This is a genomic window from Bradyrhizobium yuanmingense, assembly GCF_029167105.1.
In the GTDB taxonomy this organism is placed as follows: Bacteria; Pseudomonadota; Alphaproteobacteria; order Rhizobiales; family Xanthobacteraceae; genus Bradyrhizobium; species Bradyrhizobium yuanmingense_A.
Window position 1 is genome coordinate 171,037 of the sequence record NZ_JARFML010000007.1, and the last position, 13,025, is coordinate 184,061.

At 66.3% G+C, this 13,025-nt stretch carries 12 protein-coding genes; 3 read left to right on the plus strand and 9 right to left on the minus strand.

Annotated features, from left to right (window positions below; translation table 11 throughout):
* Nucleotides 1-7 precede the first annotated feature (7 nt).
* Together P0R31_RS11830 and P0R31_RS11835 are read right to left on the minus strand one after the other, a co-directional pair.
* Nucleotides 8-1,204 (minus strand): CaiB/BaiF CoA transferase family protein, encoded by a 1,197-nt coding sequence (locus tag P0R31_RS11830; protein ID WP_275514202.1) that lies wholly within the window; start codon nt 1,202-1,204, stop codon nt 8-10.
* Nucleotide 1,205: 1 nt separating this feature from the next.
* Nucleotides 1,206-2,093 (minus strand): IclR family transcriptional regulator, encoded by an 888-nt coding sequence (locus P0R31_RS11835; RefSeq protein WP_275514203.1) that lies wholly within the window; start codon nt 2,091-2,093, stop codon nt 1,206-1,208.
* A gap of 214 nt (nt 2,094-2,307) precedes the next feature.
* Between P0R31_RS11835 and P0R31_RS11840 the strand changes: the two genes are divergently transcribed.
* The gene (locus P0R31_RS11840) at nt 2,308-3,150 is read left to right on the plus strand and encodes a hypothetical protein (RefSeq protein ID WP_275514204.1); all 843 of its coding nucleotides are present in this window, start codon (nt 2,308-2,310) and stop codon (nt 3,148-3,150) included.
* 62 nt (nt 3,151-3,212) lie between these two features.
* Here P0R31_RS11840 and P0R31_RS11845 read toward each other — a convergent pair whose 3' ends face one another.
* The 4 genes from P0R31_RS11845 to P0R31_RS11860 form a co-directional block, all read right to left on the minus strand.
* A complete protein-coding gene (locus tag P0R31_RS11845) occupies nt 3,213-4,424 on the minus strand; it encodes an ABC transporter substrate-binding protein (protein WP_275514205.1) in 1,212 nt (403 codons plus the stop codon).
* Nucleotides 4,425-4,466: 42 nt separating this feature from the next.
* The gene (locus P0R31_RS11850; RefSeq protein WP_275514206.1) at nt 4,467-5,318 is read right to left on the minus strand and encodes a fumarylacetoacetate hydrolase family protein; all 852 of its coding nucleotides are present in this window, start codon (nt 5,316-5,318) and stop codon (nt 4,467-4,469) included.
* 23 nt (nt 5,319-5,341) lie between these two features.
* Nucleotides 5,342-6,865, minus strand: a complete 1,524-nt coding sequence (locus tag P0R31_RS11855; RefSeq protein WP_275514207.1) for a bifunctional 3-(3-hydroxy-phenyl)propionate/3-hydroxycinnamic acid hydroxylase — start codon at nt 6,863-6,865, stop codon at nt 5,342-5,344.
* A 72-nt stretch (nt 6,866-6,937) separates the two neighbouring features.
* Nucleotides 6,938-7,729 carry a DNA-binding transcriptional regulator gene (locus P0R31_RS11860; RefSeq protein ID WP_275514208.1) on the minus strand — a complete coding sequence of 264 codons (792 nt, stop codon included), beginning with the start codon at nt 7,727-7,729 and terminating at the stop codon, nt 6,938-6,940.
* A 148-nt stretch (nt 7,730-7,877) separates the two neighbouring features.
* Here P0R31_RS11860 and P0R31_RS11865 point away from each other — a divergent pair, with 148 nt between their 5' ends.
* Nucleotides 7,878-8,861, plus strand: a complete 984-nt coding sequence (locus P0R31_RS11865) for a VOC family protein (protein ID WP_275514209.1) — start codon at nt 7,878-7,880, stop codon at nt 8,859-8,861.
* 16 nt (nt 8,862-8,877) lie between these two features.
* On the opposite strand, the gene P0R31_RS11870 is transcribed toward P0R31_RS11865, so the two are convergent.
* The gene (locus P0R31_RS11870) at nt 8,878-9,540 is read right to left on the minus strand and encodes a response regulator transcription factor (RefSeq protein ID WP_275514210.1); all 663 of its coding nucleotides are present in this window, start codon (nt 9,538-9,540) and stop codon (nt 8,878-8,880) included.
* On the minus strand, nt 9,537-10,919 hold the full coding sequence (locus P0R31_RS11875) for a sensor histidine kinase (RefSeq protein ID WP_275514211.1): 1,383 nt from the start codon (nt 10,917-10,919) through the stop codon (nt 9,537-9,539). Before P0R31_RS11875 ends, P0R31_RS11870 begins: the two co-directional genes overlap by 4 nt.
* Before the next feature lie 187 nt (nt 10,920-11,106).
* Between P0R31_RS11875 and P0R31_RS11880 the strand changes: the two genes are divergently transcribed.
* Nucleotides 11,107-11,991, plus strand: a complete 885-nt coding sequence (locus tag P0R31_RS11880) for a DUF3280 domain-containing protein (RefSeq protein ID WP_275514212.1) — start codon at nt 11,107-11,109, stop codon at nt 11,989-11,991.
* On the opposite strand, the gene P0R31_RS11885 is transcribed toward P0R31_RS11880, so the two are convergent.
* On the minus strand, nt 11,981-13,012 hold the full coding sequence (locus P0R31_RS11885; RefSeq protein ID WP_275514213.1) for an L-idonate 5-dehydrogenase: 1,032 nt from the start codon (nt 13,010-13,012) through the stop codon (nt 11,981-11,983). The genes P0R31_RS11880 and P0R31_RS11885 overlap by 11 nt on opposite strands.
* Nucleotides 13,013-13,025: the final 13 nt, after the last annotated feature.

The following is a 13,025-nucleotide window of genomic DNA, read 5'->3' on the forward strand; positions in this document are numbered from 1 at the left end:
GCGACGTTCAGATCACCTTTCGCTCGGTGAGCCGTTCGATCTCCTGGTCCGAAAGGCCGAGCCAAGTTCGGAATATCTCGTCATTATCCTGGCCGACGTCGCCTGCGGCGTGACGTAATCGCGCGGGGTCGACGGCAAAGCGCGGGACGGCATTGGCCATGGCAACCGTGCCGAAATCCCGGTCGGCGACACGGGTGATCACCTCGCGTGCCCTGACTTGCGGGTCGTCGGCGATCTGATCGATCGAATAGATCGGGGCGAGCGTTCCCTGCGCGGCATTGAATCTCGCGAGGACCTCGTCGAGGGGATGCGCGGCGCACCAGGCCGCGAAGATGTCGTTGAGTTCGACGGCGTGCTTGACGCGCTGGTCATTGGTGGCGAAGCGCGAATCCTCGACGAGGTCGGGACGTCCGATCGCCCGGCAGTTCGCTGCAAAAAGGGCGTTGGTCGAACCTGCGAGCGTCACCCAGTGATCGTCGCTGGTGCGAAACACGGCGGCCGGCGCGGAATAGCCGTTGGCGTTGCCGATGCGGCTGCGAACGGCGCCGAGCTGGTCGTATTCGATGGCGAGCACGTCGAGCAGGCGGAAGGTGGCTTCCGTCAATGCGAGATCGATCTCCTCGCCGGGAGCGCCGGGGTCGCGCGCCCGTTTCCACAGCGCGGCCAGCACGCCGACGGCGCCGAACAGGCCGCCGATCGAATCCCCGATCGGGTATCCGGGATGGGTCGGTTCGCCATCGCTCTCGCCGGTGATGTAGGTCAGTCCGCCCATGGCCTCGAAGATGCGGGCGAAGCCGGGCCGCTCGCGATAGGGGCCGTCCTGACCGAAGGCGGTGGCGCGCAGAATCACGAGGCGCGGCTGGATCGACCACAGCACTTCCTTAGAAAGGCCCCAGCGATCAAGCGTTCCCGGACGAAAATTCTCGATCAGCACGTCGAAGCGTGGAAGGAGCTGCTTGAACAGCGCAAGCCCTTCCGGAGTGCGCAGATCAAGCGTGGCAAACTTCTTGTTGCGGTTGGCTGCCTTCCACCACAGCGGCTTGCCGTTCTTGAACGGCGGAAATGACCGCACGCCGTCACCGTGCCCGGGCATCTCGATCTTGAGCACGTCCGCGCCATAGTCCGCCAGCAGCGTGGCAGCGAACGGCGCAGCGATGATTGTCGCGATGTCGAGAACCTTTAGTCCTTCGAGCGGACCAGCCATGTCATTTTCCGCCGCTTGTGATTTTCTTGGCCTTGCGCGGCGGCGCCGTGAGCTCGGCCTGCCCGACCATGGCCCGGATGCTGTCGGCGAGCGCGGCGATGCGCGGACCGATTTCGCCCTCGAGCTGCCCGGGCTGGAGCCGGAAGGCGGGGATGCCGCAATTGATCGAGAACGATTGTTTCGATTCGCTGATATGAAACAGCGGCGCGGCGACGGCATGGATCGAGGCCATGTACTCGCCCCAGCAGGTGCAGAAGCCGCGGCTTTTGCATTGCGCGATGCCGGCGCGGTATTTGTCGCGGAGCGCGGACCACAGGCCAGCATCCTCTGCGGCGAGATTGCGTTCCAGCCGGTCTGCGTCGGCCGGCGGCAAGGTCGCCGCCGCGGCGCGGCCCATGGCGGTCATCACGACCGGAATCGGCATGCCGACATCAGGTACGTGCGGGCCGACATCGCCGGAGCGCGCGGTCTCGACATAGATCATCGACGTCGCATCGAGCAGGCCAATCGACACCGTGCCGCGGACGCTGTGCGCCAGCTCCTGCATCATCGGCCGCGCCACTTGGCGGAATTGCATTCCTGCGAGCAGGGGATGCGCCATCCGCAACGCCCGTGCACCGACGCGGTACTTCGACCGCTCGGCGTCGTAGCGGAGATAGCCGAGCTCGGCCAAGGTATGGGTCAGCCTCGCCACCGTCGGGCGCGGGATGCCGGTCAGCGTCGACAGCTCCATGTTGCCCAGCAGCGTGCTCCCGGCCTTGAACGCCTCGAGCACGACGAGCCCCTTTGCCAGCGTGGTGGCGAAAGCGGCGTCATCGGCGCTCTCGGCCAGCACGGCTGCGGCAGAGGAGAGCGGGTGCTGCGGCTTGGGTGAGTCAGTCGGAGCCATCCCGGAATATCAGACGGACGGATTTCGAATGTCCAATAGATTCGCCATCCAGGAGAAAATTGTCCGATATGTGGACACTCGGCTCACAGCGCTTCTTGCGCCTTCCGGGCACCGCTGGAACGACAGGCACACAGATTTTTGTCGTGATTGCATGCCGTTCTGTGACAGGATTATTACGACGACGTGTCAAATCGATAATTTTGCGGAGCGGTTCATGTTGCAGTGGCAGGCGCGGTCAAATCCCCTGGCGTGGTGGTGGGGATCTCTCACGCTTGTGAGCAGCGCAAATATCCTCGTCTGGTTCATGCTCTATCGTGAGTTCTATCCGACGCCTTCGGCCAGCCTCGGCGGCGGCTCGGACATCGGGCTGATGTTCCTGCTGTGCGCCGGCTATGTGTTCGGCTGCGCCTTCCGTTCGGTGCTGCCGCGCGCCGACGTGCAGCGCATCTGCCTGTTCGACACTTGGCTGTCGAGTGTCGCCGTCGGCCGGACGGTGGCGACCGTGGCCGAGCTCTGCTTCGCCGCGCAATGGGCCATCATCCTGCATCAGCTCGGCAAGATGACGGGCGCGGAGACCGCGGTGAACATCGCGCTAGTGATCGTACCGATCATCCTCATCGCGGAATGCTTCTCCTGGTACGCGGTGGTGACGACCAACTTCCTTTACAACGCGATCGAGAATTCGCTGTGGGCTGTGACCTTCTTCCTGGCCGGCATTGCGCTATGCCGTCTGATGCCGGAATTCCAGGGCGTAGTGCGCTGGGCGCTGATGTCAGGCATCGTCGGCATCGCCTGCTTCCTTGCCTTCCTCATCACAGTCGACGTGCCGATGTATCTCAGCCGCTGGCGGGCAGGGCATGAAGAGGGCAACACATTCCTCGGCTTCCTCGAAGGGCTGCATGACGTCTCGACGCGCTGGGTGGTGACCCACGACATCGCGCACTGGAAGGGCGAACTGACCTGGATGTTCCTGTATTTCAGCGCGGCAGTGTGGTCGAGCCTCGCGCTCTGCGCGCTCTACGCGATGGAAGGCTATCTGGCGCGCTATCTCGCCTGACGATCAGATTCCAGCTTGACGGGTCTCTTGAAGCGAAGCGGTGTCCGCTTCGCCAAAGGGCTTTACTTGCCGACCAGGCTGCATTTGCTGCGATCGAGCGGGCGGAAGGCCTGGTCGGGCGGGATCGTCGCGACCAGCTTGACGAAGTCCCACGGGCCCTTGGATTCCTCCGGTGTCTTGACCTGCACCAGATAGAGATCGTGCACCATGCGTTGGTCCTCGCGGATGCGGCCGTTGGGGGTGTAGGCGTCCGACACCGGCGTCGCCTTCATTTTGGCCATCACGACGGCGCCCTCGTCGGAACCGGTGTCCTTCACGGCCTGCAGATAGTGGCGCACGGCGGAATAGACGCCGGCCTGGATCTGCGAGGGCATCGCCTTGCGGCGAGCATAGAACGCATCGGAGAATTTCCGGGCGGCCGGCGAGACATCCTCGAAGAAGGACGTGACGATGAGATCACCGCGCGTCGCTTTGAGCCCAACCGCCTCGATGTCGACGTTCTGGAACGACATCGGCACGATCTTCATGCCTTGGCTGGCGAGGCCGAACTCCTCGGCCTGCTTGATCGCGGTCGCGTTGTCGCCGGCAACGTTGATGGCCAGGATCTTTGCGCCCGACGACTGCGCCTGGAGCAGAAATGAGCTGTAATCGGGCGTGCCGAGCTGCGCCTTGACGCTGCCGGCGACCTTGCCGCCGAGTGCGGCGATGCGCTCGCGCGCGGTCACCTCGATCGAATGGCCGAAGGCGTAGTCGCCGGTGATGAAGAACCAGGGCTCCTTGCTGGTCTGCATGATGCCGGAGACCACGGCGGTCGCGGTGGAATAGGCGTCCTGGGTCCATTGCACGCTGGTCGGCGCGCACGCTTCATCGGTCAGCTGGTTCGCGCCGGCGCCGGAGATGAGGAATATCTTGCCGTTGCCACGCACCAGCTCCTGCACCGCCAGCGCCGCGCCGGAGCTGCCGCCATCGGTGACGGCCTGGACCCCGTCGCTGAACCATTTTCGCGCCAGCGATGCGGCGAGATCCGGCTTGTTCTGGTGATCGGCCTGCAAGATCTCGATCGGCTTGCCGTTGATCTTGCCGCCGAACTCCTCGGCGGCCATTCGCGCCGCTTCGACCGAGCCCGGACCCATGGCGGTCGCGAACACGCCGTTCATGTCGGTGAGGACGCCGATGCGGATGGCCTCGCCCTTGATCTCGGCCTGCGCGGCGGAGCCCGCGAGCGCAAGTGCGACCAGGAGGGTGGCGGCGGAGGTGGTACGAATGGTGCCCATGGCGTTCCCTTGATGTTATCGTTGATTGATCGATGTTGACGGTCAGGCCGGTTCGGCGATCACCGTGTTGCGCAAGATGCCGATGCCGGAAATCTCGACCTCGACGGTGTCGCCGGGGCGCATCCACAGCGGCGGCGTGCGCTTGGCGCCGACACCGCCCGGCGTGCCCGTGACAATGACGTCTCCGGGCACGAGCGGACAGATCGTGGAGACGTAGGCGATCAGCTCGGGGATGGCGGTGATCAGGAGATCCGTCGTGGTGTCCTGCACGACCTTGCCGTTCAGCCTTGTCTGCAAGGTGAGTTTTGACGGATCCGGAATTTCGTCGGTCGTCACCAGCCACGGACCGAAACTGCCGCTCTCGGCAAAGGTCTTGCCGGCGAGGAATTGGCTGGTGTGGCGCTGCCAGTCGCGGATGCTGCCTTCGTTGTAGCAGGAATAGCCGGCGACGTGGTCGAGCGCGCGGCCAGGGGGGATGTGACGGCCCGCCTTGCCGATGACGAGCGCGAGCTCGCCCTCATAGTCGAAGTCGTCGCTCACCCCCGGTTTCACGATGGGCTGGAGATGGCCGACCTGGCTACAGGCGAAGCGCGCGAACAGCGCCGGCTTTTCGGTGACGGTGCGGCCGGTCTCGGCGACGTGATCGCGATAGTTGAGGCCGACGCAGATGATCTTGCCGGGATCGGGGATCACGGGCGCGAAGCTGATCTTGTCGAGCGGCTGATCGGAGTCCGCGGAGGCGGTGAGCCTTGCCGCCTCGGCGAGCCGACCGGCTTCGAGCAGCTGCCGCAGCGTGGCGCACCCCGCCATCCGCGCGCCGAGATCGACGATGCCGTTGTCCTTGACGGCGCCGAAGGTGGGGCGTCCGTCCACACTGAATGAGAGCAGTTTCATGAAATGTCCTTGAGAGGGTTCGGTCAGGCCGCGGAGGGCGCTTGGGCTGAAGGAATTCGGGTTGGAGGCGCGATGGCGGCGATGAGGCGGTCGAGCTCGGCCCCATTGCGGGCGGAGCCGCGGATGTAACGGTCGGGACGAACGAGTGCGGCGATGATGCCGTGCTCGCGCAGCCAGGGCCCAAGGCCGTTGGCATCGTCGCTGGTCAGGATCTTGATCTCCGTCTGCGACAGCGCGAGACGCGATGAGAGTGCCGCCGCCGTCTCGACGAGCAGCACGTGGTTGTAGCCGGTCCGGTCATCGCTGCGGCTGGCGTCGGTCAACGTGAACTGCGGCGCCAGATGTCCGGCGAGCGGCAGGTCGCCGAACTCTAGTCCGGGGCCGAGCAGGGGCTTCTTCACGTCCAGCTTGACCGGCGCGTTCTCGCGCGCTTCGCCGGCGGCAAGGCCGGCCTCGATCGCCTTGGTGTTGATGACACCGCCGAGGCGAATGGCGAGCTCGATGAACTCGCGTACATGCGGCAGCCGTTCGCTCTGATAGGTGTCGAGCAGATCGGGCGCGGCGCCGTCGCGGATCACGCTCGCCAGCTTCCAGGCGAGGTTGGCGGCATCGCGAATGCCGGCGCACATGCCCTGGCCGAGGAACGGCGGGGTCTGGTGCGCGGAATCGCCCGCGAGCAGCAATCGCTCGTTCCGCCATTGCTGCGCGATGACCGAATGGAACGTGTAGACCGCGGCGCGCTCGATCTCGGCATCGTCCGGCGTGATCCAGCGCGACAGCAGCTCCCAGACCTTCGCGGGTTGCGCAACGTCCTGCGAATCCTCGTCCGGGAGAACCGTGATCTCCCAGCGGCGCCGCATGCCGGTGCCGCGCACGTAAGTTGCGGGCCGCCTGGGATCGCAATGCTGGAGGCTGTAGTCGCCGAGGTCGTCGCGCGCGCGCTTGAGCAGAACGTCGATCACCAGCCAACGCTCGTGGAAGCCGAGGTCGTCCATCCCCGAGCCGATGAAGCGGCGCACCAGCGAGCGGGCGCCGTCGCAGCCGATCACGTACGCGGCGTGGATCTCGCTGAGCCTCCCGTTGGAGAGGTCTTCGCAGCGGACGCGCACGCCGTGTTCGTCCTGATCGAGCGCGAACACCTCGCAGCGGTTGCGCAAGGTGACGTGCGGCCAGCGGGCGAGGCCGCCGATCAGCACGTCCTCCAGATCCGGCTGGTGGAAGCGGTAGCTGAGATGCCAGCCCATCGGCGTCGGCGTCTGCGGACGGGACCAGTCCAGCAGCATGCGACCGGCCGCATCGAGAAACAGCATGCCGGGACTTAGAATGACGTGCGGCAGAATCGCATCGGCAAGCCCGATGGTCTGGAACACGCGCATGCATTCATCGTCGAAATGCACGGCTCGCGGCAAATGATAGGTCCGTGCCTCGCGCTCCAGCACCAGCGTCCGCACGCCGCACAGACCGAGCAGGTTCGCGAGCGTGGCGCCAACCGGCCCGCGGCCGACGATCACGACGTCAAACTCTTCCGGGGTGGATTTATCTTGCATGGGGTATCTCTTCCCCAAGCAGGGCCGGCGCTTCAACGCCGGCGTGGCAAGTGTCCGCCCAGCGGACGGCCTCTATTCCGCAACAGGAATGGCCGACGCCGTTTCCAGCAGCTGGCTCGCAAACTGCGCGATCGCTTCCTCGATCCCAAGCGCCGAGCGGATCCAGATGATCGAGATGCAGCCGAATACGGCGCCGTCCCGCACGATGGCAACGGCAATCGAAGCCGTCTTGGGATTGTATTCGCCCTCGCTGCGGATGGCGTAACCTCGCGCCGCGGTCTCGGCGATCATGCGGTCGAGCCGGCCCTGGTCGAGGAAGGGGCGGTCGTCGGCCTCATCGATGCGGCGGAGATGATTGATGATGAGATCGCGTTCGCGCGCCGGGCAGGCGGCGAGATAGGCGCGGCCCGCAGACGTGCGCAGCATCGGCAGGCGCTTGCCGATCATGCCGCGATCGATCGAAAGGGGGCTGCGAGAGTGCGTGGTCTCCTGCACCACCATCGCCGCGTTCTCGTAAGTCGAGAGATCAACGGGCCAGACCAGTTTCTTGCTGAGATCGGCGAGATAAGGCGCCGCCGCCTGGCAGATCACCACGCCGGGATCGTAGCCGTCGCCGAGGCTTAGGGCACGCCGGGTGACCCGAAATCGGTCGTCGCTGGCGCTGCGGGCGATATAGCCGAGCTCCTCCAGGGTTTCGAGGAGGCGGTAGACGGTGGGTCGGGGCAGGTCGAGCGCGCGGGCGACGTCGCCGGCGCGGATGCCGCCGGAGCGGTTGACCTCGTGCAGCACGTCGAGCCCGCGCTTGAAGGCGCGGACGCCCTCAGACTGCCGAGGCTGGCCGTTCCGCGTCCGCTCCTTGGACACTTCCTATTTCCTCCCTTGTGGCACATCGCGGCGCGCTTATTGTCGCCTGCGAACGCGAGGCGATTGCGGAACGCCACCGTAGGATCGCGCGCGGCCGGTATCAAGCTCGCCGCAGTACGGTGATCGCGTCGCCTTCGGGAGGAGTTCGATGGAAATCGCAGCGCTCGGCTATATCGGAATCAGTTCATCCCAGCTCGAGCAGTGGAGCCGGATGGCGACCGGGCTGCTCGGCATGCAGCAGGTCGATCGCGGCGGCAAGATGCGGGCCTTCCGCATGGACGACCGCAAGCAGCGGCTGATCGTCGATGGCGGCAGCGATGCCGGCCTCGCGGTGATGGGATGGGAAGTTCCCTCGACCGCCGAGCTGGACAGGTTGGCAGGACGGCTGGAAAGCCATGGCATCACGGTGGCGAGGGGCTCGCGCGCACTCGCCGACGAGCGGCATGTCGCCGAGCTGATCGCGTTTGCCGACCCAGCCGGCAACCGGCTGGAGGCCTTTTGCAAGCCGGAGCTTGCGGACGAGCCGTTTAGGCCGGGCCGCCCGATCTCGGGCTTCCGCACCGGGCCGCTCGGCATGGGGCATGTCGTGCTCAATGTGGAGAATGTCGAGCCGCTGTTGCCGTTCTATCGCGACGTGCTCGGCTTTCACGTCTCCGATTTCGGGCTGAAGCCCTACGGGCTTTATTTCTTCCACGTCAACGGCCGCCACCATTCCTTTGCGATGGTCGGCTCGGGGCGGAAGGCGATGCATCATTTTATGGTCGAGCTCGGCTGCCTCGATGATGTCGGGCAGGGCTACGATCTCGCGCAGATGGACGAGGGACGTATCGCCTACACGCTGGGCCGGCACACCAATGATCACATGACCTCGTTCTACGTGAATACGCCGTCCGGCTTCTTCATCGAGTACGGCTGGGGCGGACGCGTCATCGACCCCGAGACCTGGCAGCCGCACGAGACCTTTGATGGGCCCTCCCTGTGGGGCCACGAGCGGCTGCATATGCCGGAAGAGCAGCGCACGCGATTGCGCGACATGCGGCTCGACGCGGCTGCCCGCGGCGTGCGCGTCGCCGATCCGCGCGTGCCGCCGCTCAATTGCGCGTGGTTGGACCAGATGGTCGTGCGCGAATAACGCGCCGCGGCGCAGCTCAGGCTTCGCCGAGATCGACCTCCGTCAAGATCCCCTGGCGCAGCGCCAGCCGGACCAGCTCGATGTCGGAGCCGACGCCGAGCTTGTCCTTGATCAGCGAGTGCAGGTTCGCCACCGTCTTCGGGCTGACATGCAGCGTCTCGGCGATCTCCTCCGTCGTGTTCTCGGCGAGCAGCAGCCGCAGCACCTCGAACTCGCGTGGCGTCAGCACGTCGGCGGCGGAGCTCTCGCCGCTGATGCGGCTGAGCGCAAGCTCGTGGTCGATGTCGGGGCTGATGGCAATCTTGCCGGCGAGCACGTCCTTGACCGCGCGCACCAGGCTCTCGGGCGGGCTGGTCTTGGTGACGTAACCCCTCGCGCCGGCGCGGATCGCCTGCACGGCAAAGCCGGCGTTCTCGTGCATGGTGAAGACGAGGATTCGCGCCGCCTTGTCCCACTGCCTGATCCGCCTGACGGCTTCGATGCCGCCGATACCGGGCATGCTGAGGTCCATGATGACGAGGTCGGGCGTCTCGGATTTGTAGAGGCGATAGGCTTCCGCTCCGTCGGCCGCCTCGGCGATGACGCGCAGGCCCGGCTGCTTCTGCAGCACCGAGCGATAGCCCTCACGGACGACGGAATGGTCGTCGACCAGCAGGATGGTCGCATCCGCCGCACTCATGCCGCATGCTCCAGGGCCTCAGACGCGGTAGCCGCGAGCGGAATGAAGACGCGCAGCGCCGAGCCGTGAGGGCTGGTCTCGAAACTGAGCCTGCCGCGAAGCGCGGCGACGCGCTCGCGCATGCCGAGCAGGCCCATGCCCGATTTGGCCGAAGCCTCGTTCGGCCGGCCGTCGTCCTCGACCACGAGGGCAATCTCGCTTCCGGTCGCCGTCAGATGCAGGCTGACCCTTGTTGCGCCGGCATGCTTGGCCGCATTGGTGAGCGCCTCCTGCACGATCCGGTAGAGATTGGCGCTGACGTCGGCGGGCACGCTGTCGAAGGCGCCCTCGAACCGGATCTCGAAGCGCGGCTGGCCGCGGCTGCGGCCGTTCCACCCCGAGACCAGGCCTTCGAGGCTGGCGACGAGGCCTAGCTCGTCGACATCGGGCGGCCGCAGCCGGAACAGCGCACCGCGCAGCGTCTCCATCATGCCGGTCGCGGTGCGGGCGATGCTGTCGCATTCGCCCAACAAGTCGGGACAGTCCTGCGCCGCGGTCTGGCGGGCGGATGCGGCCAGTGCGCGGATCGCGGCGAGCGACTGGCCGAATTCGTCGTGCAGTTCGCGGGCGAGATGGCGGCGCTCCTCGTCCTGGAGCGCGATCAGCTTCCGCGTCAGCTCGTTGCGCTCGGCAAGCGCAGTGTCGAGGCTTTCGGCGAGATGGTTGAAGACGTCGCGGATGGCGGAGAGCTCGGCGAGATCGAACGGCGGCAGCCGGGTGGTGAGGTCACCGGCGGCGATGCGTTCGAGGCCGCTGCCGATCATGCGGGTGGGGCGCAGGGCGCGGGCCAGTGCGGCATAGACCAGCGCGCAGAGCAGCGGCAGCGCGACCGCAAGTGCGATCATGAGCCGGCCGGCCTCGTGCCAGGCCTCCGCCGTCTGCACCGCTGGATCGATCGAGACCACGGTCTCGCCGAGCTTGGTTCCGCGCACGATCACGGGCCGCGCCGCCTCGCGGCCGGGGTCGAACAGGCTGCGATAGAAGGCGGCGAAGGCTTGCGGCGGCGGGCTGGCCGGGGCAGGCGCGCCGCTGCAGAAACGCTGCAGCATCTCGCCGCTCGCGCTGCGGAAGCCGAGGCAGAGGCCGGGCGTCATCACATGGGCCGAGACCGGGTCGAGGTCCGGAAAATCAGATCGGGGGCTCGCCGCCCACTGCATCTTGCCTTGCTGCAGCTCCAGCGTCTTCGCCACGATGGCGGCGATCCCGTCGATGCGCGCATGCGCGGCGCTATCGGCGGTGACGAGGAAATAGGTGGAGATCGCGGCGAAGCAGGCGGCCGATATTGCGGCCACGCGCAGCGTCAGACGGACCTTGAGATCGAATCTCGGGCGATTCCACATCGGCTTGCACCTGGTGCGAACGGGCTTGTCGCGTCCTCATTAAAGGGCAGAACGCCGACGGCGGGAAGCGTTCCCGACTTGCCGCACTGCAACGTCGTGAAATTTTCCCGGCGTTGGTCGGGATGGTGACGGCTGCGGAGCTCAGGCGCCCCCGTTCAGATTTGCGTTCCATCCACGAGGTCCGTTCATGCACCGCTCCCGGCTGGTTCTCTCTGCGTGCCTCCTCTTCGTCCTCTCTTGCTCGCCCCTGGCCGCGCAGGCCGCCATCGGCGTTGTCATGGACGATTTCAGCTACACCGACACTTCGGGCGAGCCGACCGACCAGACTGCCGCCCACGAGCGGCGGCTGGCGGCGTTCATGGCCGCGCTTCGAAGGGACATCGAGGCAGACCAGCGCTATCGCTTGGTGCGATCCGCTCAGGACGGAGCGGCGTTCAAGGTGGTCGGCGGCATTCAGAAGACGAGCACGCTGGTGCAATGGGCCAAGGTTGCCGTGATCGACGTTGGCACCAAGACGCTCGTGCTGGACAAGCTCTACAGCTTCCGCGGCGACAATGACCAAGCATGGGAGCGCGCCCAGATGTTCGTGTCCCGCGAGGTCATGGCCGCGCTCGGCACGCCTGCGCCGGTCGCGCTGGCTGTGTTCGATTTCGAGCTCGAGGACATGACGGCCGCCTCAGCGGGCGCGTCCGCTGCGTCAGATGCGTCTTATCTCGCGGAGGTCACTGGCGGTGTGCGCGAGGCGCTCGGCCAATCCGGCCGTTACCACGTCGTCGAGGTCGGCGCCGAGGCGGGCAAGGCGGGCGCTTTGCGGGATTGCGGCGGCTGCGAGGCCTCCATTGCGCGCAAGCTCGGCGCAGACCAATCACTGATCGGCGTGGTGCGCCGCGTCAGCCGCACCGAATACACGCTCGGCTTCCAGGTTCGCGATGCCAGCACCGGCGCGGTGCTGGCGCGCGGCGACAGCGGCCTGCGCCTCGGTGCGGACTATTCCTGGAAACGCGGCGCCGTGCGGCTGGTCCGAGAGCGGCTGATCGAGAGTCAGCAGGCCACCGAGGCTGCTAGAAAGTAAGCTGCACCTTCATCGACTGCGAGCGGTCGCTGGCGAGCTCGAAGGCAGCGACGGCGTTCTCGAACGGCATGGTGGCCGTGATCAGCGGCTTGACGTCGATCAGGCCTTCGCCCATCAGGCGCACCGCGAGCTCGAACTCGGGATCGAAGCGGAACGTACCGCGCAGTTGCAATTCCTTGGCGACGATGGAGTTGATCGGCAGCGTCATCTCGCCGCCGAGGCCGAGCTGCACCAGCGTCGCGCCGGGCCTGAGCACGTCGAGCGCGGTGCGGAGCGCGGCCTGGTTGCCGGAGGCCTCGAACAGCGTGTCGAACACGCCCTTGCCGGCGCGCCAGGGATCGAGCGCAGTGGCATTGGCCGCGACGTTGATTGCATGCGTGGCGCCGAGCTTCTTGGCGACCGCGAGCGGCGCCTCCGCCACATCGGTGACAACGATCTCCGACGCGCCGCCGAAACGCGAGACCAGAATCATCAGCGCACCGATTGGACCGCAGCCGGTGATCAGCACGCGCTTGCCGAGCAGGGGACCGGCCTGCTTGCCGGCATGCAGGCACACCGCAAGCGGCTCGGCGACTGCGGCTTCCGCCAGCGACAGCTTGTCCGAGATCGGCACGGCCTGCGTCGCGTCGACCGTGATGAACTCGCGAAAGCCGCCCTGCACATGGGGAAAGCGCATCGCGCTGCCGAGGAAGCGCATGTCGAGGCACTGGTTGCGCATGCCTTCCTGGCAATGCAGGCAAGCCCCGCACGGCTTGCTCGGGTTGACCGCGACGCGCGTGCCCGGGCTGACATTGGCGACGCCGTCACCGACGTCAGCAACGACGCCGGCGATCTCATGGCCCAGCGCCATCGGCTGCTCGATCCGCACGACACCGAAGCCGCCATGATGGTAGTAGTGCAGGTCGGAGCCGCAGATGCCGCCATTGGCGATCTTGACGCGAACCTCGCCTGGGCCGGGCGCCGGATCGGCATAATTGTCGATCCGCAGGTCCTTCGGGGCGTGGATGACGACGGCGCGCATGGCTTGCTCCTTC